The sequence below is a fragment of the Devosia equisanguinis genome, assembly GCF_900631955.1.
GTDB classification, from domain to species: Bacteria; Pseudomonadota; Alphaproteobacteria; order Rhizobiales; family Devosiaceae; genus Devosia; species Devosia equisanguinis.
Window position 1 is genome coordinate 1 of the sequence record NZ_UZWD01000010.1, and the last position, 23,175, is coordinate 23,175.

A 23,175-nucleotide genomic window follows, 5' to 3' on the forward strand; every position below is an offset into this window, starting at 1 on the left:
GAGCGGGGGTGGGTGAGGGCTGACGAGCGGTGGGTGGCTGATGGCTGATGGTTGGCCCTCGGGTCGAGCCCGAGGGCGGAACTGTGGTGGGGGCGAGGGCCGGGTCAGGCATTCCCGCAGGGGCGGGCTCCTGCGCGTCTCAGCTTTCCAGCAGCAGGGCGATTTCGCTGCGAAGGTGGGAGAGGCCGTCGCCCTTTTCGCTCGAGGTCTCGATGATGTCGGGATGGGCAGCCGGGCGCTTGGCGATGGTGGCGCGGGTGAGATCGATGGCCTTCTGCAGATCCTTGGCCGCAGGCTTGTCGATCTTGGTCAGCACCACCTGATAGCTCACCGCGGCGCGGTCGAGCTCGTTCATGACGCTGATGTCATTGTCCTTGGGACCGTGGCGGCTGTCGACCAACACATAGACGCGGCGCAGTGTGGCGCGGCCGGTCAGATACTGGTGAATGAGCTGGGTCCAGGCCTTCACCTTGGGCTCGGGCGCCTTGGCGAAGCCATAGCCGGGCATGTCGACGATGCGCAGGTTTTCGCTCTGGCTCTCGAAGATGTTGAGTTCCTGCGTGCGACCCGGCGTGTTCGAGGTGCGGGCGAGGCCCGACGTGCCACAAAGCGCATTGATCAGGCTGGACTTGCCGACATTGGAGCGGCCGGCAAAGGCGATCTCCACCCGGTCCATGGGCGGCAGGTCGGCAATGCGCACGCAGCCTTTGACGAAGGCGAAGGGGCGGGCAAAGAGCAGCCGGCCACGCTCGACGATGTGGGGCGAAAAATCGGGCTGGGTCATTGGTGTCGCCTCAAAGAACTTGCCCGCCGGTCTATCACCGGCGGGCAGGATTGGATTGGTCGGTTGCGGTCGATCAGCTCTTGGCGTCTTCGGCCGGCTTGGGCTTGCGCCGGAAGCTGTCGGCGATGTTGCCGAGCAGGTTCACCTCGACGCCGTGGCGCTTCATGATCACCCATTGCTGGGTGATGGAGAGCAGGTTGTTCCAGGCCCAGTAGATCACGAGACCGGCCGGGAAAGCGCCGAGCATGAAAGTGAAGATGATCGGCATCCAGTTGAAGATCATCGCCTGGGTCGGATCCGGCGGCGGCGGATTGAGCTTCATCTGCACCCACATGGTGATGCCCATGATGACGGGCCAGATGCCCAGATGCAGGAAGGAGCCGATGAACGGAACCGCCATAGGGTTCCACGGGATCAGGCCGAACAGGGTGAAGATATTGGTCGGATCGGGTGCCGCCAGGTCCTGGATCCAGCCGAAGAACGGCGCGTGCCGCATTTCGAGCGAGATGAAGATGACGGTATAGAGCGCGAAGAAGACCGGGATCTGGATCAGCACCGGCCAGCAACCGGACAGCGGATTGATCTTTTCCTTCTTGTAGAGCTCCATCATCGCCTGCTGCTGGGCCGTGCGATCGTCCTTGAGACGCTCCTGGATGGCCTTCATCTCCGGCTGCACGCGGCGCATTGCCGCCATGGAGGCGTAGGAGCGGTTGGCCAGCGGGAAGAACAGCGCCTTGACGATAACTGTCACCGCCAGGATGGCGAGGCCGAAATTGCCGAGCAAGCCATAGAGCGTCACCAACAGCCAGTGCATCGGCTTGGTGATGAAGTGGAACCAGCCCCAGTCGATCAGCAGTTCGAGACGGTCGAAACCGTATTCGCGCTCATAGGAATTGATGACCGATTCTTCCTTGGCGCCGGCGAAGACGTAGGATTCGTGGGTCACCGAGCCGCCGGCGGGAACCACGACCGGCTGGGTCTCAACATAGTTGGACTGGTAGACCGGCGTGGTGCCGGACATGGCATAAGTGAAGCGGGCATTGATATTGGTGCCCGGCTTGGGCAGCACGGCAGTGGCCCAATATTTGTCTGCGATGCCGAGCCAGCCGGTGGTCGAGGCAAAGTCGACCTGCTTGTCGTTCTGGATGTCGTGATACTTGCGGGCCACCCAGTTGTTGGAGCCCAGCACACCCAACAGGCCTTCGTGCTGGATGAAGAAGTTCTGCACCTTGGGCGTGCCCTGGCGCACGACGCGCGAATAGGGGAACAGCGCCACATCGCCCGAGCCGGCATTTTCGACGCTCTGGGTAACGGTGAAGAGATAATAGTCGTCCAACGAGAAGGTGCGGCGGAAGACGAGGCCCTGGCCATTGTCGAAACGCAGGGTCACCGGCGTGGTGGCGGTCAGCGTGGTGTTGTCGCCTTCGAGCGTCCACACCGACTGGCCATCGGGCACGGCAATGGTGGTGCCGGCGGCGGGGGCCCAGCCCTGTTCAATGTAATAGCCGTTTGGCGCGCCGGACGGGGAGAGCAGGGTGATGATGGGCGAATTGGGATCGACCGTCTCGCGATATTGCTTGAGTTCGAGATCGTCGATGCGGGCGCCGGTCAGGTTGATCGAGCCTTCGAGATCGAGCGTCGAAATCTCGACGCGCTGGCTGGCGGCAATGGCGCTGGCGCGATCTGCGAAGGTCTGGTTGGCGGTGTTTTCAGCCGGGGTGGCGCTGGTGGCGCCATCGGTGCCGGTCTGGGGAACCGCCAGATTGGCCTGTGCTTCAGCCTGCTGCTGGGCAGCGGCCTGCTGGGCCTGTTGCTGGGCGCGCTCGAGTTGCGGGCCGGCAATGAAGAACTGCCAGCCAAACAGCACAGCCATGCTGAGCACGATGGCTAGGATCACATTGCGATTGTCTGAATTCATGATCAGGCGTTCCGTTGGCCGTGGCCGGCAGAATTGCGTTTCGGGGCCGCGTTGGTGTCGTGCACGCGGGAGATGAGGCCGCCCAGATCGGCGACGAGCTTGGCGAAGGGCACAGTGAGAGCCTCACGCCGCGCCAGCAGCACATAGTCATGGCCAGCGTGAAAGTCACGCGCACATGCTGCCGCAGCCGCCCGAAGGCGGCGTTTCATGCGGTTGCGTTCAGGAGAATTGCCGACCTTCTTGGTCACCGTAAACCCTATGCCGGGTTCACTTTCCGGCGACGGCGCGACCTGTAGCCCAAACGCAGAGCGCCCGGCGCGATTGCCCCGGGCTGCTCCTAAAAATTGCGAGCGCCGCACGAGACGGCGCAATTTCGCTTCGGATCGGGTGTCCTCGGCCGTCATCCGGCCACGAACCCTTAGGCCGACAGCTTCTTGCGGCCATCGCGGCGGCGGCGATTGAGAATCGCGCGGCCGTCCTTGGTTGCCATGCGGGCACGGAAACCGTGACGGCGGGCACGCACGAGCTTGGAAGGCTGGTATGTACGCTTCATAACATCAGACCGCGCGAGGCACGGTTCCTCTTATTGCTGCTGCTTTCGCAGAAAATCGATACCCGCCGGCGGGGAGACCGCGCCAGCGTCAGGTTGGTGGGGTCTATAGGGAAAAGACGGGGCCAAGTCAACGCGCCTGCCGCGCTTTCCTCGTCTGCTTGGACCGGTTGTAATGGAGGCCATATGCGAAGATAAGAGGGAAACCTCATCTCGCCAGCGGCACACATGGCTGAAACAACGAAACCCGATCTGGTGATTGTCGGCGCGGGCGCACTCGGCATGGCGCTGGCCCTGCATGCGCGGCGCCTGGGCGCTCGTGTCGTGCTGGCCGACCGCGGCGTTGCCGAGCCCGGCGACCAGCCGCAGGCCGCGCTGCGGCAGGCGGCGCTGGCGGTCAGTGCGTCCATTGCGCAGGCGCAAAGGCGCGGCGCCGGTTTCGGCTTTGCCGATGAAGCGCCAAAAATCGTGCCCAAGGCGGTGCAAGAGCGCGCTGCGCAAATTGCGGCGAGTCGCGCGGCCGAGGACAGTCCCGACCATATGCGGGCCCAGGGTGTAGACCTGGTGCGCGGGCCGGTGGAATTCGTCGATCAGCGGACGCTGGCCATTGGCGATGTGCAGATGCGGCCGCGCCACGTGCTCATTGCCATGGGCGGCGCTCCGGTGGTGCCGGACTTGCCGGGGCTAAGCGAGATCGGCTTTTTCACCGTGGATAGTCTGGCCGCGAATACGCGAAAACTCACCCATCTGGTGGTGATCGGCGGCGGCGCCGAGGCGCTGGAACAGGCGCAGATCCAGCGGCGGCTGGGCGCGGCGGTGACCGTGGTGCCACAGGGGCCGGTCCTGCCCGGGTATGACGCGGAGGCGGCGTCGCTTTTGCTACGCGCGCTGAGCGAAGAGGGCATCCGCATCATGACCGGGGCCAATGTGCGCAGCATCGTGCCGCGCGCCATGGGGACCGGGGTGATCACCGAACATGCCGACGGCACGCAGGAGGCGCTCGACGTGTCGCATGTGCTGGTGGCGATGGGGCGGAGGGCCGATCTCGAGACGCTGCGAATCGATCGGTTGAAACTGCGGCCGGCTAGCGGCCAGAACGGCAATTTTGTCACCGGTGCCTTGGGTCGCACCTCCAACCGGCTGCTGCGCCTGACCGGGCCGGCGCTGGGGCTGGAGCAATGGCACCATATGCTGGCGCATGGTCGGAGCGTGGTCGAGGCCTTGGTGCTGGGGGCGCCGCAACGGCGCTTGCCGGCGCAACCGCTGCTGGTGCAGACGGCGCCAGGCTTGGCGCAGATCGGTCTTCTGCCCGGCAATGGCGAGAAGGCGCGCGCTGGCACCGGGGTGCTGCGCGCCAATATGGTCGAGAACGACAAGGCGCGGGCGCTGGGCGTCGAAATGGGCGTGGCCAAGATAGTGGTCGATGCCCGGGGCCGGGTCCTGGGCGGCAGCATTGTCGGGCCCGATGCCGGCGAGCTCGCTGCAGTGCTGGCGCTGGCCATGGAGCGCGGTCTGCCGGCCGGGGCGCTGGCTGATCTCAGCGTGCCCCATCCGAGCCTGTTTGGCGTACTGGCGGCGCTGGGCGAGCGGCAACGGGCCGGCGAAAAGCCGGGCTGGGCGACGCCAATGCTGCGCGTGATAAGGCGGTTGCTGCCGCGCTAAGCAAAATTGCGGATTGGACTGTCGGGGCGGGCGGATTTGCCTTATGATCCCAAGACGATGAACGACGACCCGAGCGCCCTGCGCGGCCGATTTGCCGGCCTCTCCAACAAGCTGATCGCCACCATTATCGGGGTGATCCTCTTGGTCGAAATCGTCATCTATTTCCCCTCCGTCGCCAGCTTTCGCAATACCTGGCTCGAAGACCGGTTGCGCGTGGGCGTGGTCGCGGCGCGGGTGCTCGATGCCGTGCCCGACGTGATGGCGCTGCCGCGCGAGCTGACCGACCGGCTTTTGACCTCGGCAGAGGCCGACGCCATCGTTTATCGCCGTGCCGGTCAGAGCCAGCTGATCGAGCGGGCCGAACCGGTGATGCCCGACATTGTCACCATGGCCGATCTGCGGCAGCGCGATCTGCCCAGCCAGATCATGGGCGCCATCGATACGCTCCTGGCCGGCCCGGGGCGCACTCTGCGCATCGTGGGGGAGGGCGACAGCGAGGAGAGTCTGGTCGAGCTGCTCATGCCCGAGCAGCCGCTGCGCCGCGACATGCTCGATTATTCGCGCAATATCATGCTGGTGTCGCTGGGCATCGCCTCGGTGACCGCCTTCGCGCTCTATATGGTGGTGAGCCGGCTGTTCATCGACCCGATGGTGCGGCTCAGCGCCAATATGCTGGCTTTCCGCAAGGAGCCGGACAATGCGGCGCTGATTCTCACCCCCTCCAGCCGGCGCGACGAAATCGGTATTGCCGAGCGCGAGCTGGCGGCGATGGAGAGCGATCTCTTCTCCATGCTGCGACAACGCCAGCATCTGGCCGATCTCGGCTTGGCGGTGGCCAAGATCAATCACGACCTGCGCAATACGCTGACCTCGGCGCAATTGCTCTCCGATCAGGTGGCGACGCTGGACGATCCCAATGTGCAGCGGCTGGCGCCGCGACTGGTCACGACGCTCGACAAGGCCATCGGCTTTGCCCAGGCGGTGCTCGACTACGGGCGCGACGCGGTGGCGCCGCCGAAATTCGCCCCGGTGGCGCTGCGGCCGCTGGTGGAGGAGGCCGCCTTCGAGGCGCGGCTGTCCGGCCATCCGACGGTGGCCTTCGTCAACCAGGTGCCGGCGGACCTCGTGGTCACAGCCGATGCCGGGCAATTGAGTCGGGTGTTTCTCAACCTGCTCAAGAATGCGCGCGAGGCGCTGGAAAAGCTCAATGGCGGCGGCGACCCGCTCGAAGTGGTGGTCTCTGCCTCTGCCTCTGCCGGGCTGGCCGGGGCGATGGCGCAGGTTTCGATAGTGGACAATGGGCCGGGCCTGCCGCCGCGGGCGCGCGACAACCTTTTCGTCGCCTTCGAAGGCTCGGCGCGCTCCGGTGGCACCGGGCTGGGCCTCGTCATCGCGCGCGAAATCGTGCAGTCGCATGGCGGCCAGCTCAGCTTTGTCGACCAGCCCAAGGGCACGCGCTTCGATCTCACCCTGCCAATGGCGCCGATCGAGGCGTGATCCACAGCTCTGTTGCAAAAAACGTAAGTAGCCGCTTGCAATGGCCAAAAGGGCCCTGTAAGGGATGCCTCACTTCTGGACGGCGGCCTTGCCCCGCTCCAACAAGTGCCTGCCAAAGCAGGCCTGCGCGCCCGTAGCTCAGCTGGATAGAGCACCAGACTACGAATCTGGGGGTCAGGAGTTCGAATCTCTTCGGGCGCGCCATTCTCGTGCAAAAGTGGGCACCATTGCCCGCGCGGAATTTTCCCCGTCGGAAACGGCTTTCAAAAGTTGGTCTTTGGGTCCGCAAATGCGGATGCTATCCTTGCCGATGGTGACCTTGCTGACGAACATGTGCAGCCACGTGCGCCGGAACGAAGGGTCAGCGTCCCTAAGGCGGCGACGGATTCCTGATGAGAAGCGACGGATCATGGCGGGCGACAGTTCCGCCTTGGCACTCCTGCGTTGGCGCAAGGTTTCCAGGTTGGCGTTTCCCTCTCGAATCTGCAGCTTGGCCAGGTCAATCCGCGCCTTGAACTTCGGATCCTGCAGTTCGGCTACGCCTGCCTCGATGGCGTCATAGAGCCGATCGAGCCGTGACTGCGCTTCGGAGGTCGCGACGCGCTGGCGGTCCATTTCGGATTCAAGCTGCTGACGCGTATCGTCCGTGCGCTCGGTCATGGCTTCCAGAATGGCGGTGAGGCGCTCCGGTGCAAAGACTTGGTCCTCGACGGCCTGGATGACAATGTCATCGACCTTGTCCATGCGGACGGAATGGCCGCAGCCAGTGCCTTCTGTCGCGCTCTTGGCGCAGGTGAGGTATTTGTATTGTCCGCCCTTGCCGGTGCGCAGCATCATGCCGCGTCCGCATTTCTCGCACACGGCAATGCCGGTCAGGAGAGTGGGGCCGGTGACCACCCGAGGTGCCGTATTTTTGGGATTGCGTGCCCGCAAGGTTCGTTGGACAACATCGAAGGTTTCCTGGTCAACAATGACCGGGACGTCCATCCTGATCCAGTCGGATGGCGGGCGCTCCTTCCGGGTCCGGCTGTCGATGCGATTGTAGTAGTGAATGCCGATATAGGCTTCGTTCTTGAGAATGCGCTCGACCGATGCGGTATAGAAGGCCTTGCCGCGGTAGCGGTAGCCCTTGGTGTTGAGGTAGGTGGTGATGGCCTTGATGCCCATCGGGCCGCTCCCCTCGTGGCCATGCACATAGAGTCGGAACACCTTATTGACGATGGTGGCCTCTTCCGCGTTGACTTCGAGGACCTTCTTTTCCTTGCGGCGCAGCACCAGAGCGACCTTGGTGCGATAGCCAAAAGGCGGAGCTGAGCCATTCCAGTAGCCCTCTTCGGCATTGGCCATCATCATATCGCGCACGACCCCAGCATTCACTTCGGACTGATGGCCGTCGAAAGCCGCGAGGATTGTCTCCATTAGTTCGCCGTGGGGCCCTTCCGGAATTTCCTGCGTTGCCGAGATGAGGCGAACGCCTGCCTCCTTCAGCTTTGATTTGTATTGGAGATATTGGGTGGCGTTGCGGAAGAACCTGGATAGGGCATACACGATAACGAGATCGATCTGATTGCGTGGGTCGCAGGCAAACTCCAGCATGCGCTTGAGCTCGGGTCGCCGATCGACGCGAGCCGTCAGTCCGGGTTCGACGAAGGTCTCGACGAGATCCGCGTCGCGCAGCACGCAGGTCGCGTCGATCTTCTTTTCCTGTTCTTCGAGCGAGATCTGGTGATCGGCCTGCCGCTTCGTGCTGACGCGGCAATAGCCGACAGCCCGAAGCCTTTGAGCAGAGGACTGCGACTTAATCTGTCCAGCAGCAACCAGCATCGTCATCATCCCTTTCTGTGGACAGCAGGTCGCTGGCCCAGTGTAGATAGAGATCGGCTTCAGCTACGGACACGTCGAGCCCGATAGTGAAGTCGATAGTGACCATCATCTCCGCGACGGTCGGCAATGTTGCGCCGGTGCACAGGCGCGAGGACTTCATGACTGGCTTGGCGTGGGGAACGCCTGGCGCCAGCTGGCCGGGTGGTTTTGACGCCATAGAATTCCTGGGGCCCCGCACCCGCCAGCGGTCTACGACATCGGGGATTGACTGCTGGCTGGTGCGGGAGAATTTTCGGCACCTGACCCCGAGCGACACAGAGGCCGATCTCGATGATCGTTCTCAGTGCGTTCTAAGCGTCACCCATTTTTCCGCCTGTGACAAACGTATTTTTGTAGAGAAAATCAGAATGTTACGCTCTCAATCTTGGGTCCGCGGGTCCGCGGGTCCTTAGGGCCAACGCAATGCGGATTGGCCGCGGTCGCGCCGTGGGGCGCACGCGTCCAGGCCGGCTTTCGATCATTCCAGCGGACTCGAGCTTCGGCCGATTCCTTCGGCAGTGGAACGAGGCCAAATGTTTCCCGGCGCGTAACTAATCATTTCGGTTTGGGTCCGGTTGACTGCCCTGCGGTCCAACCGCGCGTTCGGTTGCCCGGTCGAACCTTGGCGACGAGATCAGGATCGAGGGCAGGAGGCTTTGCGCCCTCTGAGCCCTTCCAGGCCCGGCGCGCAGGGGAATAGTGAGATTGGGCCGTGTCGGCATTGGCATGGTTCATAACGACGGCGACTTCGGCGGGCGTCATGCCCATAGCGGCCATATTAGCTCGTGCTTGATGGCGCACAGTGTATGCAGTTACCTTTTTCGATCGGCCGCGCACCACCTTTCGCGCTTCTCGAATTGCGCGCTGGCACCGGCGAAGCAGCTTGTTCGTCGTGGCGCCGTTTTCGCGTTCGGCCTTGATAAGCGCTGCGATGAACTTGAGCTCTTCAATCTCAAAAGGCTCTAGATGGTCGACTATGGGCATCCGTACGGGCAGGAGTCCCTTGCCATTAGACTTGGAGTATTTGGCGGAGCGAACCCAAAGACGGCCAAGGGGATCTTCACTCAGAGTCAAAAACTCTCCTGGCCGGGTCGCCAATTCCACCCCGTACTCCAGAAGCGCAGCGGCAATGCGGCGGATGCTTGTGTCGCTGGCCAACAACTCGCTGACCAGGGCCGAAAGGGTTTCAGGCTTGACCGACTTGGCGCGGCCGGCAGACGTGTTGTTTTCTTTCCTGCCCTTTGCCGTCTTTGCCATGGGCACCTGGTCCCGCATCAGGGTGTCAATGCGCTCGATTTCTTCCAAGGTGATACGGTCTTCATCCCACTGATCGCGCAGATGCTGCCGGACACAGGCATGATACATCTTGAGTGCATTGGGCTTCAGCCTGGATGCGCGATGGCCGATGTCGATGGCCAGATCCGCCACGGACACTGCGTCCATGCCGAGCTTTCGACTTAGGGTCTTCGCCATCCCCGCATAGCGTTCTCGATATCCATGCTCGCTTTGCGTCGACCGCGTCTGTACGTGTCCGCCCGCATCCGGGCGCCGCAGACATTCTGGATAATGTGAGATATCGGTCATTTCGGTCTCGGCGGCTATGTTACAGTTGAGTAGACTGTAACCGGCTGATCAGCAAGAATCCCGCGCGACGGATTGGGTCATTCCGATCGTGCGGATGATCCGGTTCACTCTCTTTTGCCTCTATCAATGCGATCCCTGGGCGCGCCATCATCCATCCCCTCGTGGGTCCTGGCCTTGCCAATCGACTGGACAATGTGAGGAGACAGGATCAAGTCGATCTCATAGAGCAGGTTCTTGCCCTTCTCCGAGATAGCAACCCAGCGATTCCGGCGATCCTGCGGATCCGGCTCCTTATCTATGAGCCCCAGGCCGGGGATCCGCGCGGTGCCCTCGCCGAGCAACTCGAGTTGACGCGCAACGGTTGGATATTTTTGCCCTTTTGCCACGATGTCGGAGACGGAGACATTCTGGCCCTGTCCCTTTGGGGTCATCCCCACCCTCAAGAGTGTTGAGAGTTGGCCTATCGTGAGGGTGGGATAACGCAGCTGCACAATGTGCAGGGCATGCGCAAAGTTCTCCAACGCCGGGCTGTCGTGGGGCTCTCTGGCCCCAAGAAGGAAAAAGAACATAACAGGTCCTTGACTTATCCAATAAGCGATCACAATATTAGATCTGACAAGAACGTCAAGGGTCGAACATGCGTTATCCACTCAATAGAGAGCCAATCCCACTGCCACCGCGGTACAAGCGGTTTGTCCTGTTGATGGGGGCGTCAAAGGGCGGCACAGGCAAAAGCACTCTGGCCGTCAACCTGGGCGTGACTGCCAGTCTGGGCGGCCTCAAGACCATTATCTTTGACACAGACGTTGACGGCGACACCGGGCAGGAGTCGTGTATGCGATGGGCCAAGAACCGAAGCCCCGGCGACCTAGTTGTGCGTCGCGCAAGTCTTGCTCGCATCGGCGAAGCCATTCGCTGGGCAGAGCAGAACGGTTTTGACCTCATCATCATTGATACCGCAGGTCGTGACATGGCGGGTATGAAGCATGCCCTCGACCTGGCCGACTTTATGCTGACCCCGTCGCAACCCTCGCCACTTGACCTCCAGGCGACGGCGCCAATCCGCCGCCTCTGGTCGGTTTCTCAGACTCCAGCCAGCATCGCCTTGACCCAGGTCATTAGGGAGACCCTGCCGCGCACTCGCTACTACGTAGATCGCTACGCCGAGCAGGGGGCCGTGTTGCCTGCGTTCGTGGGGCGGCGCGTACAGTATCTGGATGCCATGGAACAAGGCCTCGGGGTTTCAGAATACCTGCCCGGTGATGTCGGCGACAAAGAGATGCGTCGGCTCTTGGCAGCGATCTTCGCGGAAGTGCAAAAGCGACAGGTGGCCTGAAAATGACACAAGCTGAGGAACTCGACGAGGCTGCAGCGGTCGCTCCAGAGAAGGTGACCTGGAACGTGCGGGAAGTGCGCATCCGCTTGCCGCGCGCCGGGATCGCAGCGCTCAAACAGAAGGCTGACGCTGACGAGACAACTGTCAATGCTCTCATTGCCCGCTATATCGATCAGGGCTTGCGAGCCGATGGACGCCCTGGGCTATTTGAACTGGCGTCCTGGTTTGGGAACTATCTGCGCCGCAAAGGTGGCCGCGATCTACCCGCCCACGATAGGCCCGGAGAACAGGATTTTTCGTAAGAGCGAGTAGACGGCTTGACAACCGGACAGCCAAATCATGCCTGTCCGTGGGTCCGTGGGTCCGTGGGTCCGTGGGTCCGTGGGTCCGTGGGTCCGTGGGTCCGTGGGTCCGTGGGTCCGTGAGTCCTCAATGGGGGTAAGCGGACTGTCCGCTCGCAGTGGTAGGGTGACGGAAAGCGGCCACAAGGTCTGCAGGCGTGCCGAAGGCTTATTGGGGGCCGGAAGCTGACAGTCTGGTTTTGATCAGAAGCTATTAGTAAGCAGACCTACCACCTGGTTGTCTGTGAACTAGGTACTTGGCGCCGATGGCAGCAACCGTATCGATGACGCAATGGCAGGTCGCGCGGTTCGCCTCTCGCTTATCAATATTCCACCAATGGATTCGCCGTGTTTCTCGCAAACGCCAAGCGAGAGACCTGTTGACGCACTCTCCAGCTCTAGTCCACCTTGCGCGCCGTGAATGGCGTCACGGTCTTGCATTGCATGCCAGCGATGATCCCGATGGCCGCGCCTTCGAGGCCAGGAATGTCGAGGCTGTATTCGAACACCGTGCTGCCACTCACCTGAGTGGCGCTGTCCACGCGCATGATGTGAATGACGCTCGCGCCAGACGATCCGCCATTGGCCGACATGCTCTCGTCGACCACGACGCCGCGCCAGGTCGTCAGCCCCGTCTTGCTCCAGCGCACCATGCCGGCAGATTCCATGAACAGCTTGTCGGGATGAAATTCGTTCCCCCAGACAATATTGCGGGTTTGTCCGCTCACCCCGCCTGCCGCGACCTGCCCGCCCACCATGGGGCATGCGGACGTGTCTGTGGTGCCGACGCTGATCTGCCAGCGCCCATCCTCCAGTCCCGAATTGTCGGTGACTTCCAGCGGGCAGGAGCCGGTGCCGCCATATTTGCGGTCGACCTGGGCCGGCGTCAGGTCCTGCCAGCTGAACCCGGCATTGTCGCGGACCAGGATCATGTCGCTTGCGCCCTCTATTGCAGGCACGCCAAGCGTCATCTCAACATCGTCGACCGTCACTCTGGTGACCTTGCAGGTGCAGCCGGATGATCCGCAGACTGCGGTTTGGACATACTGTGCCTGTGCCGGAGCGATCTGAGCTGCAAGGCCGGCTGCAAGACCCAGTGCCATTGCCCTGTTTTTTGTAAACATCTTCATCGCGTGGCTCCTCAATTGTCCAACAGCTGCTGAAACGCTTCGGGGGTGGTGGTGCCGAGGTCGATGGGATAGACGGCGCCGCTTCTCGCGGCATCGGCAGACCGCTGGGCCCGCATCACCGTCCCCGCTTCGCTGACAAGCCGAATGTCTTGTAGAATATTGCGATCCAATACCTGAATGGGCATCGGGCACGCGACCAGCGGCCCGGCCGGTGGCGCTCCCATGCGGCATTGCACCGGGCCGACATCCAGGGACAGACGTTCGCAGGCCGCGCGCAACATGGCTTGTCCAATGGATGCGCCATAATTGCCCGTAGTCACGATCTCCATGACCAGGGGTTCCTCGGAACTGATCACCTCGCCGACCTGCCGCCCGTCGCTCTGCGCCGAAACAGGGGCATATGCTGTAAAAGTCTCGCGCGAGGGATTGTCGAGTTCAAAGCCTATGAAGCAGGCGCTGTCGAATTGGGTGGTCGCGCGGGCCGAGAGGCCGATGAATTCCCCATTGCCGGCCGATGGCGCGGCTGCCGCCTCTGCGCCCTGAGGCGTGATGACCAGCGTGTCTCGGATCATCTCGAAGACCACATCGAGCATCATGTCCTGACCCCGCATGTAGCAGAGCTGGCTGGCGCCGACCGGCGCACAGCGGCCATTAGAATCGAGCCATTGGTGCGGATTAAGCTCGATCGTGTTGATCGTCCCAAAACTCTCCCAGAAGAAACTGGCCGTCGGCAGATCGCTGCGTGCGCCGCCCGCCGTCTCGTAGAAATAAGGTTCACCCATCGCCCAGTCGTTTGGCAGGGTCAGCGAGATGCCGCTTGCTGCGTGACTGACTGGACAACCGGCAGGCGTATTGATGCAAACAAACGCGACATCTTCGCCAAGTCCCGATTGCGCGGAACCGGGGTCGCCGTCCTGTGCCAGCGGAATCTCGAAATCATTGCGGCCATTTGGGTCGATGGTGATGGTGTCGGCGAGGTAAATACCCGCGCCTTCATTGACGCCCTCCACCGCATAGGTGCCACCAGCAGCGAGGCTGGTGACAAAGCTGGTCTCGAGGTCATTGCTGGCAAAGGAGACGTCCATTTCCTGCACATCCATGCGGATGGCTGACCATTGCACACCCACATCGCCGATCTCGAACGGCGTGCGCAGCCGGACCGGCACATTTGCGGCGGCAGGCTCGCCGGGCTGCGAAGCCGCCGGCACAGACGAGGTCATGTCGACAAAGTCGGCTGGCGCGGGGCCATGTACGGCTTCGCGCATTTCCGCCAGCGAGGGCGGGGTATAGCCGCCGGGCCACATGACCACGCTGATGCCCATGGCGCCGGAGGAAAGCGTGCCGGCATAGCCGATCTCGTAGGGCGTGAGGTAAAGGGTCATCGGCTCGGGGATCGGCTCGCCCACGGTGAAGGTCATGCGGAGGGCGCCGCCGTCGAGATTTGCAGTGGTGAAACTGCCTTCCCGACCCGCGGCCTTCGGGCCCGCCAGCATTTCGGCAGCCGTCCAGGTGCCGCCGATCGGTGCATCGGGATAAGCCTGCTCCAGCGCCAAAGTGAGGAGTTGATCGGCGCCCGCCTGCACCTGGTAGGGCGGCACGCCCAGCACCTGCCAGGGACCGTCCAGCGTCGGTACAAACGGGTCCTCCTCGCTCATGACCGGGATGACAAAGTCATTGGCCTGACCGGGCAGGATTTCCACGACACCCTTGAACGTGTCCTTGGGGCCCCAGTTTGCCGTGACCTCGTAACGGCCGGGCTCGAACACGCCCTGGCCAATAACCGTCTTGCCGCTTGGCGCCCAGGCTTCCGGGCTCATATCCGGATCGAGCGGAATGGCAGACCATTCATGGGGTTCCTGCGGATAGTCGGGCGGCAGGCGGAACGTTGCGGGCACCATGGGCAGGTCATCCTGCCCGGGCGCGGCCTGGGTTGCGGCAGCAGCCTGTGCGGCGAGTCCGGCCGTATTGGTCCCATCGGTATCCTCGAAGGGCACGCCGACGCCGAACTGGCGGAAAAAGAAGATTTCGCTGCCATTGGCCGAGATATAGCGAAGCTCGTAAATGCCGGGCTCAGCTGGGGCACGAAGGCCCATGCGCTGCGCCTGCCGATTAGTGTAGGGATAGCCCCAGCTCTCGAAATAATCGTTGGGAGCAGCACCAGACCGAGCGATGACGATACGCTCGCCGAGCTGATTGGGACCGCGCCAGGTGAACTCGAACCGTGTGTCGGGTTCGACCGAACCAATGGCATCAAAGCCGTTGGATGGCGGAACCACGTCGATCGGCTGACGGGCGATAATCGTGCTGTCATTGGCGAACATCACCAGATCGTAGGCGCCCGGCTCGGTCGGCGCGGTCTTGGAGAACGGATTGTTGCCCAATGCGCCAGCCCCGCCGATAACGCCAAAGGAGGGGCTAGTGCTCGGTCGGCCCTCGCCACGTAGCGTGAAGCCGGCGTAGTATTCTGGGCGAGGATCACCCCTATACGTAATAGAGTAAGTATAACCGGCTTCAGCGCTCGGCCCGATATCGAAAAACGCTTCCGCAACGGGCGCAGGCTCCGGCTCTGGCACTGGAACAGGTTCCACCTGCGCCACCTGACGCAGCGCATCGGCCAGTTCCTGCCCGGTCTGCGGGGTCAGCAATAGTCCGCCGGTGGCGTCGGCCACGCAGGACATGACTTCGCCCTCCTCGCGCGTCAGGCCGAAGCCGACCACATGGGCGCGAATGGCAATGCCTTCATTGGCCAATTGTGCCGCCAGAGCACAGGGATCGGCCTCGCAGGTTTCGAGCCCATCGGTCACGAGGATGATGTCGGCGGATTCCGCCGTTGGCGGGATCATCGAAGCCGCCAGTGACAGCGAATCCGTGATCGGCGTCATGCCGCGCGGATTGAGCCGGTTGAGGCGGCTGGACAATCCGGCAGGGTCATTCACCCCGACATCGGCGATAACCTCAATGTCGGAACAGTCCCCGCGCCGGTTATGGCCATAGGCGATGACGCCAAGCGGAATGGAATTGTCGCGGCTGATGAAGAAGTCCCCGATGACTTCACGGGCGATCTCGACTTTCGATATGCCGCCATCGAGCTGGCCCCACATCGAACCTGAGGCGTCGTAGATGAGGATAGAGGCGTTGTCCGCCTCCTGCGCCACCAGCGGCGTGGCCAATGTGGCTACGGCGCCCACCAGCGCTGCGCGCCCAAAAGTCTTCAATCGTCCCCTCATGCCGGACGTCCCTCCGATACTGTAATGAAAATTCATGTCATGGCTCCGCCCTGCAGGGTGGAGCCGCCAGTGCTCTGTGCGGAGCCTGGCTGCCAGCCGGCGGCCTTGTCCTTTATCTTGGTGAACTGCTTGGACATGCCCGAGAGCTTGGCGTCCCATTCCGCATTGGGCACCTGGCCCTCGATGGTGCGGAAATAGACGTCCATCATGCAGGCGATGGCAAAGGGCTCGATCAGCGCGGCTTTCACCGCCCAGGCAAAAAGCAGGGCGAAGACGAAACCGCCCGCCGACCAGGCGCCGGGGATGAAATAGACCAGTGCCGCCGCCGGGGCGAGCATGAGCAGGAACACGAGGAACGACAGGCCATAGACGATAAGTGTCAGCCAGGCTGCGTTCTTGAGCATGGGTTTGTAGTTCTGCCCGTAAAGCACCAGCGCCGTCCGTGCCGAGCCCCATGGATTGGTCGAGCCGGTGCGGATGGCATAGGCAAGGATCACCTCGTCGATGAACCCCACCGCGATATTGAGAAAGGCGCGGAGAATGCCGGTCATTTGTTGCAGGCCGGGAATGGGCAGGAAGGCGGCGATGCCCTGGATCAATCCGGTCACCGCGCGCAGCACGCCTTTGACCAATTGATCCACCGCGAATAGCACGCTGGCTTCGCCGAAGCGCTGCTTGACCACGGAGGTGGCGTAGGACACCTGCGACTTGCCCTCGGGCATCTGCCGCCCGTCGAGCAGCTCGACCACCACGGCGATATGCCCCGCCTTGACGATGTAGAGGATATATTCGCGCAGGACATACAGAACGCCGGCCGTCACCCCGAAACCGATCGTGCCGCCCCAGAAGATCGAGCCTGCCCGGAAACCCTCATCGCCAAAGGCGCCGACGCCCCAGCCAATGCCGGCGCCCGTGGCGGTCACAATCACATAAGCCGCCGCGATGCCGAAATAGACGGCCACGCGCAGCAAGACGAAGGGCATTGTCTTGCTCATCAGGCCCAGTGAGCGGGCAATCGAAAAATCCCACATTATCGGGCCTGCATTGGTTGATCGGTGGTTGGTGTGAACATCTGCTGCGTCTCCAGAGAAATCGTTGTGTCAGTCATTGAGAAGGGGAATGGCCACGGCTGAAGAAGAGCCCGGCCAAGAGCCGGGCGCGATGCGCGGCGGGGCGTCGAACACTTTGCCCAGCGCGCCGTCCTCGACCTGCTCGAGATTGCCGATGCGCAGGCGGATGATCTGCCGGTCCGTACCATTAAGGCTCATTCGGGAATTGTCGGTGTTGTCGGACAACAGCGCCTCGATACGCTCCCGACCGATCCCCGTGTGAAGGGTGATTTCGGCCCGGGCAATCAGCCCATAGGCGGCTAGCGCATCAGCGACATTGTGCCTGACGACGGACAGGCCACGCGCATGACCCGAGAACGGCGATCCGGGCAATGTCTGCAAGCCAGGAGCCGAAGGCAGGTTCGGAATCGTCCAGATTGGTCCCGTCCAGACCCGATATGTGTCGGCACCTGCGTCCGGCAGGCTGGCTACAAGGCGCAGCTCGTGCCCGAGGTGCTGTCCCATCGCTTCGCGCCGCCCCGTGTCGAAAACGCGAATGGCGAAAAGCTGATCGGCGGGCATGTGGGCATTTTGGCGCCACACAGCCAAAGCAAGGTTGTCGTGGGGCGCATGTGCATAAAGGTGGCCTGGAAAATCGGCGAGACCGATAAAGTTCGTATTGCCGTCACTATGGAGAACGTTGCTTCCATTGGTCAGGACCGTATAGCGCTGCACCGGTCGGCCTTCGGTTTCAAAGAGCAGCGAATAGCGCAACGCCGGTCCTTCGGTTCCATCTTGGAAAGCGTAGATAACGTCGACCATGCCGGTCTCGCCGCTCGCTTCATTGTGGCCGGTCGTGCTCCAGAAAGCGGCAATTCCCGCAACCTCACTCCGCCGTATCAACTGCAAATTGTCCTGGCGCAGCATCACGCCATTGGTGATCATGTCCTGACCGATGACATTGTTGGAGATCACCATGTCCAGGTCTTCGCCAAACAGTTTCTGTCCGCTCAGCAGGTCGGCGACACGGGTGGGTATCGACAAGCCTTGATGATCGCGGCGGCGATAAGGAGTAATGTCGTCATCCTCGTCGACCGAAATGTCGGTCCAGTTTCCGTCCTCGTCACCGGGGTCCGTCAGCGCCAGGCAGGGTGTGCCCAGACAGTCCTGGGCCTGCGCCTCCGATTCACTCAGGACGCGGTACGAAATGGCCGCGATCTGATTGGGCAGGTTCTGCGAAGAGAACATGGCAAAGCGATAGGCCACATGACGGCCGACACCGATATCTACTGGGCTTGGCGTGAACTGGTCGCCATAGATTTCTTGAATATTAGCCGCCAGGGCCGGACCGACATTGAAGCGGATGACCTTGATGAGGCGTGCCACGTTGGGATATTCAGCGTTCCCGTCCACATTGCGCACGCTGACGCGATAGCGCGTATGGGGCAGGACAGGCTCGAAAGCCTCAAGCGCCATGATCCCCTTGCCGGCGTCCGACATGCCCCAGTCGCGATAGCCGGTATATGGGGAGTCCCCGAATGGAAACCGCTCAAGGCTGTTCCATTCGGGCGAGCCGAAATAGTTCGGGTCGAGCAGAAAAAAACCGGGCGCTTCAACGAAGCGCTCAATCTCGGCGTCGATATGTGCGTTGACTGTGTCGGGATACACCACAGCCTGCGCAGGCGATGTGATCGTACAGACCATAATATAGACAATGCTTATCCAGCCGATGAACCGGCTGGCCAACTTCTCCACCATTGCGTCCACAATCCCTCATTCCGTGCAAACACACGAAAAGTTGGCCCCTTGCTGAGAACGCTAAGGTGGTTGCGAAATCGACGCATGTACCACATGGTATAAATGGGAATAAAACGACCCGGATCCAAGAAAATTTGTTCTATGGAGCCGGTTTGCCGTCTGGAAATTGATATTGGATAGCAAATTATCGTTCCGACATAGTCCAAAGCGGAGGAAAGGTCATTCGGGATCTCGAAAACATCGTTCTATCCCTCCGCGCACAGATCAGCGAGAGCGGAGCACAGGCGAACCTCGATGATATAGTGTCTTCGCTTGCCGCTCATTTCGAGGAGAATGACGAGGCGCTGGCACAACTTTCCTTGCAGCATCTTGCACCGCAGGACAGCCGTGTCGCTCAATCACTGAGGGAGCGTCAGACAGCTCTCACCAGGCGCGTTGACAGCCTGCTCGACGCGGCAATCGTCTTCTCGAGTAATGGCGTGGTCCTCGCGGCCAATCGCACGGCGGCGCACCGTTTCGGCCTCGCCAGCGGCGACCCTATTGCTGCACTAGGCGTTTCCAAAGTCGACATCGCAACGTTCATGGCACGGTGTGACGCGGCATCTGATCGCCAAGCGCTGTTGGTGGCGCATCCGCCCAGCCAGTATGAGCGCTCGATTTTGGCGGGCCGATATGTTCCGGAGCTTGACGCCTATTTGGTTTCGGCGGGCATCTGGTCCTGGCCTCCGGCGCTACTGGATGAGTTCCGGCGTCTCTTTGGCCTGACCGAGCGCGAAGCCGCCATTTTGACGGATATGATGTCGGGGCAAGGTGCGCAGCAGATCGCCGAGCGTGATGGCCGTGCCCTCGGAACAGTACGGCAACAGATTAAGGCAGTGCTCGCCAAGCTTGAGGTAACCACTCAAGCACAGGCGCTTGCCCTCGTTGCCTCCACCGCTTTGTCGTGGCATCGGCTGAGCGCTGGGTCTTTGTCCGGTCCGGGCGAAGACTTCCAGGTTCTTACGCTTGTAAATGGACATCGTCGGATCGGTGTTCGCGGATTTGGCCTGCCGGGTGGACGGCCTGTTTTGCTGGTGCATGGAGCCATGTTCGGTGTCGGCGACCTTGCCATCGAGAGGGCGGCGGCCCGTGAGGCCGGGCTCTGGGTGCTTGCAGCCGAGAAACCGGGATATGGCCGTACCACCCCCGCCCATGGTGACGTTGTAGAGACAATAGTCGACGATATGCTCACACTGCTCGACCACACGGGCATCGAGCGAACTGTCGTACTCGCGCATGATGTGGGAACAATAGCAGCGTTCCGTTTCGCCTACCGCGCTCCGCAGAGGGTGTCGGCCATACTGGCGGCACCGGTGTCGCCACCGATGCGATCTTGGGCTCAGACCGAAGACATGCCAAGCACGCACCGCATCCATGCCTGGGCCGCGCAGCGTGTGCCACGGCTGATGAATATGATGATCACCCTCGGTGTCGGCCAAATTCAGCGTCAGGGCGTGTCGATTATGCCTGACCTGTTTTTTGGGGGCTGTGAATTTGATCGTCTGGCATGGACAATGTCCGACAATGCTGATGCCTTAAGGTCAATCTATAGTTTGATGGCTGCCCAGAATGCCCACGGATTTCGACAGGACATGTTGTTGACAAACCTCGATTGGAGCGAGTGGGCGCGTGGATTGGATGTGCCAGTTCGACTGTTCCATGGGGGAAAGAGCCGTACTGTGGCCGAAGGCGCAGTTCATCATTTTGCGGCCTCCATGCCCAACGCCGATGTCGTTACTGTTGAAGATGGTGGACATACCTTGCCCTTGACGCATTCCGGCCTGATTTTTGATCAGATCGCTGGGTTGGACTGTCGATTGACTGCCAGATCACAGTGACGACTACGTAAATTGCCTGTCGCTGGCGCTGTGTTCAACTAAAGTGGTGCTTAGGATTGAGAACACCGCTCGGCTGCCCAAATGTTGATCGTTTCTCCAAGATGTTCGCCGAGTTGAAGGCATGACGTGTTGGTGCAGAGTGTCCAAGGGGAAGCAGTCGCGCCGGAGGCCGCGAGGCTCAATTGCCGGAGAGGGGGCAAGTCGGGCGAATAAGTCCAGAATCCGTCGTGTAATCTCGCATTATCCGGCAGACTGATTCCGGCACCCGCCCCCTGCACGCTTGCTTCCTCGAGCCGCAGCGTATGTTCAACCACAGTCCACTTTTCCACCCACTCGGTCTTTTCCACCGAATGGGTCCAGCTCAGCGAGAAGCTGGTCGCCGCAAGCGCGATAATCGTCCCGCCTGCGGCGATGCAAAGGCTCATGCAGGCTGGCCCAGTCCTTTTCGGGCCTCCATCCGTCCGCGCCAAAACTGCAGACCTACCAGCACCAGACCTGCGACAAATCCGATCTCATCGGTGAATGGTAGGGCCAGGATCAGCGAGATGCCGGCAGCCAGGAACAGCAGGCGCTCCAGCCATCCGGCTCTGACGAACAGGAACCCGACAAGGCCCACACCCGTAAGTCCGATACCGGCGCAGGCTTTGAAGATCACATAGGCCACTTCCACCGGATAGCCGAAGGCTTCCGCCATCCAACCGCCGTCCTGCAGCATCAGGGACGGGGTATAGACCGCCATGAATGGGATCACGAAACCTGCCGCCGCCAGCTTCACCGCATTGAGCGAGATCTTGAGCCCGCTCGATTTGGCGATCGGCGCTGCCGCAAAGCAGGCCAGTGCCACCGGTGGGGTGAGATCAGCCATGATGCCGAAATAGAACACGAACATGTGGCTGACCAGCAGCGGCACGCCCAGTTCCAGCAGAGCCGGCCCGGCCAGAGACGAAGTGATGATGTAGTTGGGAATGGTGGGAATGCCCATACCCAACACCAGGCAGGTGAGCATGGTGAGCACCAGCGACAGGAAGAGATTGTTTTCCCCGATGCTGATGATGGCGCTGATGAAGGTAGAGGCAATGCCTGTCAGCGTCAGCGTGCCGATGACCAGACCGACCACGGCGCAGGCCACGCCCACGGGCAAGGCATTGCGCGCGCCCTGGGCAAGCGCGTCGCGGCAGATGGCCAGCGTTTCCCGCCCGCCCTTGAAGAAGGCGCAGGCGGCAATCAGGCCCACGATCACGGCGAGCAGCAGGTTTACACCCATCCAGGTGAATGACGCAGCGGCGAGGCCGAGCGCAATCCAGAACACGACGCGGAATGCCATGGGCCCGATGCGCGCGGCCAGTGGCGTGCCCAGGATCAGAACGACCACGAGGGCCAGCCCCATCGTGCCGGCAAAAACCGGGGTATAGCCAGCAAAGAGCAGATAGATCAGCGCCGCCAGTGGCAGAATAAGCGGCCATTGTTCTTTCACGGCGCGCCATGGATTGGGCAGTTGATCCCTGGGCAGACCCTTGAGACCGAGCTTTGCCGCTTCCAGCCGCACCATCCAGAAACAGACGGCGAAATACAGCAGCGCCGGAACAATGGCGGCCTGCACAATGGCCGCATAGGGCACGTTGAGCGTTTCGGCCATGATGAAGGCTACGGCGCCCATGACCGGCGGCATGATCTGGCCACCCATGGACGCGGTGGCTTCCACGCCACCGGCAAAAGCCGAGCGGTAGCCGAAACGCTTCATCAAAGGGATGGTGAACTGGCCGGACGCCACGACATTGGCGACGCCCGAGCCGGAAATGGTGCCCATCAGGGCCGAGGACAGCACCGCCACCTGCGCGGGGCCGCCGCGCGTCCCGCCGACCAGGCCCAGGGCGAAGTCGTTGAACAATTTGAGCATGCCGGCCCGCTCGAGAAAGGCGGCGAAGACCACGAAGATGAAGATATAGGCCGCCGAAACATAGATCGGGGTGCCGTATATACCTTCGGTGCCAAAGCCGAAATGCTCCACGATCAATTCGAAACTATAGCCGCGGTGGATCAGCGGCGAGGGAAGATATTGGCCAAAGAAACAATAGGCGAGGAAAATGCCCGCGATCAGCGCCAGCGGCCAACCCAGGATGCGGCGTGCCGCTTCAAAGACCAGCACGACGACCCCGGCGCCGACCACCAGGTCCATCGTGGTGAGAAAGCCGGTGCGGCGAATGAGGTCGATATAGAAGACCCAGTTGTAGATGCCGGTGAGGAAGCCCGCTATGCCCAGACTCCAGAAGAAAATTTTGCCCGGCAGAGTCTTGGCCACGAGATTGGCCACAAGTCCGAAGGTCAGGAGCAACAGAAAGCCCACATGCATGGCGCGAACGACCTGACTGGGCAGGGCGCCATAGGCCGCCGTCCACAGCGTGAACAGGGCAAAGGTGATGGCGATGCCGAAGGCGATCCTGCCGGTGATGCCGGGACCAAAGCCAGGCGGCAAGCCCTCGGCCACTTCGTCTTCAAATTGATGGGCCTGATTATTAGTGCTGGCCGCAGCTATGTTGGTCATGGGTCTCTTTCCTCCCAAAAAGAGCGATATGCGGGCCCGCCGAGGAGATCGGCGGAC

19 protein-coding genes and 1 tRNA gene are annotated in these 23,175 nt (G+C 61.7%); 6 read left to right on the forward strand and 14 right to left on the reverse strand.

Translation table 11 applies throughout. From position 1 onward, the window contains the following. Nucleotides 1–139: 139 nt before the first annotated feature. From yihA to rpmH, 4 genes are all read right to left on the reverse strand, one after another. Complete coding sequence (gene yihA, locus DEVEQU_RS03595) at nt 140–784, reverse strand: ribosome biogenesis GTP-binding protein YihA/YsxC (RefSeq protein ID WP_126149211.1); 645 nt, start codon at nt 782–784, stop codon at nt 140–142. A 73-nt stretch (nt 785–857) separates the two neighbouring features. Beyond that, on the reverse strand, nt 858–2,702 hold the full coding sequence (gene yidC / locus DEVEQU_RS03600) for a membrane protein insertase YidC (RefSeq protein ID WP_126149212.1): 1,845 nt from the start codon (nt 2,700–2,702) through the stop codon (nt 858–860). Between the two features lie 2 nt (nt 2,703–2,704). Continuing rightward, nucleotides 2,705–3,106, reverse strand: coding sequence for a ribonuclease P protein component (gene rnpA / locus DEVEQU_RS03605; protein WP_126149213.1), 402 nt, complete (start codon nt 3,104–3,106; stop codon nt 2,705–2,707). A gap of 14 nt (nt 3,107–3,120) precedes the next feature. Continuing rightward, a complete protein-coding gene (rpmH, locus tag DEVEQU_RS03610) occupies nt 3,121–3,255 on the reverse strand; it encodes a 50S ribosomal protein L34 (protein ID WP_035077916.1) in 135 nt (44 codons plus the stop codon). 225 nt (nt 3,256–3,480) lie between these two features. Between rpmH and DEVEQU_RS03615 the strand changes: the two genes are divergently transcribed. The 3 genes from DEVEQU_RS03615 (at nt 3,481) to DEVEQU_RS03625 (ending at nt 6,615) form a co-directional block, all read left to right on the forward strand. After that, nucleotides 3,481–4,914, forward strand: coding sequence for an FAD-dependent oxidoreductase (locus DEVEQU_RS03615; protein ID WP_126149214.1), 1,434 nt, complete (start codon nt 3,481–3,483; stop codon nt 4,912–4,914). A gap of 57 nt (nt 4,915–4,971) precedes the next feature. Beyond that, on the forward strand, nt 4,972–6,411 hold the full coding sequence (locus tag DEVEQU_RS03620) for a sensor histidine kinase (RefSeq protein ID WP_126149215.1): 1,440 nt from the start codon (nt 4,972–4,974) through the stop codon (nt 6,409–6,411). Between the two features lie 127 nt (nt 6,412–6,538). Beyond that, a tRNA-Arg gene (locus DEVEQU_RS03625) sits at nt 6,539–6,615 on the forward strand. Here DEVEQU_RS03625 and DEVEQU_RS03630 read toward each other — a convergent pair. The 4 genes from DEVEQU_RS03630 to DEVEQU_RS03645 form a co-directional block, all read right to left on the reverse strand. Continuing rightward, complete coding sequence (locus tag DEVEQU_RS03630; protein WP_164550229.1) at nt 6,586–8,241, reverse strand: recombinase family protein; 1,656 nt, start codon at nt 8,239–8,241, stop codon at nt 6,586–6,588. The genes DEVEQU_RS03625 and DEVEQU_RS03630 overlap by 30 nt on opposite strands. Continuing rightward, on the reverse strand, nt 8,210–8,452 hold the full coding sequence (locus tag DEVEQU_RS03635) for a hypothetical protein (RefSeq protein ID WP_126149217.1): 243 nt from the start codon (nt 8,450–8,452) through the stop codon (nt 8,210–8,212). The genes DEVEQU_RS03630 and DEVEQU_RS03635 overlap by 32 nt, the downstream gene beginning before the upstream one ends. A gap of 377 nt (nt 8,453–8,829) precedes the next feature. Beyond that, nucleotides 8,830–9,858, reverse strand: coding sequence for a tyrosine-type recombinase/integrase (locus DEVEQU_RS03640; protein WP_126149218.1), 1,029 nt, complete (start codon nt 9,856–9,858; stop codon nt 8,830–8,832). 104 nt (nt 9,859–9,962) lie between these two features. Next, nucleotides 9,963–10,427 (reverse strand): MarR family winged helix-turn-helix transcriptional regulator, encoded by a 465-nt coding sequence (locus DEVEQU_RS03645; protein ID WP_126149219.1) that lies wholly within the window; start codon nt 10,425–10,427, stop codon nt 9,963–9,965. A 68-nt stretch (nt 10,428–10,495) separates the two neighbouring features. Here DEVEQU_RS03645 and DEVEQU_RS03650 point away from each other — a divergent pair, with 68 nt between their 5' ends. Together DEVEQU_RS03650 and DEVEQU_RS03655 are read left to right on the forward strand one after the other, a co-directional pair. Next, nucleotides 10,496–11,194: a ParA family protein gene (locus tag DEVEQU_RS03650; RefSeq protein ID WP_126149220.1), complete on the forward strand. Its 699-nt coding sequence runs from the start codon at nt 10,496–10,498 to the stop codon at nt 11,192–11,194. Nucleotides 11,195–11,196: 2 nt separating this feature from the next. Continuing rightward, on the forward strand, nt 11,197–11,496 hold the full coding sequence (locus DEVEQU_RS03655; protein WP_126149221.1) for a hypothetical protein: 300 nt from the start codon (nt 11,197–11,199) through the stop codon (nt 11,494–11,496). Nucleotides 11,497–11,933: 437 nt separating this feature from the next. On the opposite strand, the gene DEVEQU_RS03660 is transcribed toward DEVEQU_RS03655, so the two are convergent. From DEVEQU_RS03660 to DEVEQU_RS03675, 4 genes are all read right to left on the reverse strand, one after another. Then, nucleotides 11,934–12,665 (reverse strand): hypothetical protein, encoded by a 732-nt coding sequence (locus DEVEQU_RS03660; RefSeq protein ID WP_126149222.1) that lies wholly within the window; start codon nt 12,663–12,665, stop codon nt 11,934–11,936. 11 nt (nt 12,666–12,676) lie between these two features. Continuing rightward, complete coding sequence (locus tag DEVEQU_RS03665; RefSeq protein ID WP_126149223.1) at nt 12,677–15,880, reverse strand: vWA domain-containing protein; 3,204 nt, start codon at nt 15,878–15,880, stop codon at nt 12,677–12,679. Nucleotides 15,881–15,924: 44 nt separating this feature from the next. Then, entirely contained in the window at nt 15,925–16,923 is a 999-nt protein-coding gene (locus tag DEVEQU_RS03670; RefSeq protein ID WP_126149224.1) for a hypothetical protein, read from the reverse strand. A gap of 69 nt (nt 16,924–16,992) precedes the next feature. Then, nucleotides 16,993–18,699 carry a hypothetical protein gene (locus DEVEQU_RS03675; RefSeq protein ID WP_126149225.1) on the reverse strand — a complete coding sequence of 569 codons (1,707 nt, stop codon included), beginning with the start codon at nt 18,697–18,699 and terminating at the stop codon, nt 16,993–16,995. A gap of 302 nt (nt 18,700–19,001) precedes the next feature. Here DEVEQU_RS03675 and DEVEQU_RS03680 point away from each other — a divergent pair, with 302 nt between their 5' ends. Continuing rightward, nucleotides 19,002–20,576 carry an alpha/beta fold hydrolase gene (locus DEVEQU_RS03680; RefSeq protein WP_126149226.1) on the forward strand — a complete coding sequence of 525 codons (1,575 nt, stop codon included), beginning with the start codon at nt 19,002–19,004 and terminating at the stop codon, nt 20,574–20,576. A 50-nt stretch (nt 20,577–20,626) separates the two neighbouring features. On the opposite strand, the gene DEVEQU_RS03685 is transcribed toward DEVEQU_RS03680, so the two are convergent. Together DEVEQU_RS03685 and DEVEQU_RS03690 are read right to left on the reverse strand one after the other, a co-directional pair. Then, nucleotides 20,627–21,001, reverse strand: a complete 375-nt coding sequence (locus DEVEQU_RS03685; RefSeq protein ID WP_126149227.1) for a DUF1850 domain-containing protein — start codon at nt 20,999–21,001, stop codon at nt 20,627–20,629. Continuing rightward, nucleotides 20,998–23,118, reverse strand: coding sequence for a TRAP transporter permease (locus DEVEQU_RS03690; RefSeq protein ID WP_126149228.1), 2,121 nt, complete (start codon nt 23,116–23,118; stop codon nt 20,998–21,000). The genes DEVEQU_RS03685 and DEVEQU_RS03690 overlap by 4 nt, the downstream gene beginning before the upstream one ends. Nucleotides 23,119–23,175 lie beyond the last annotated feature (57 nt).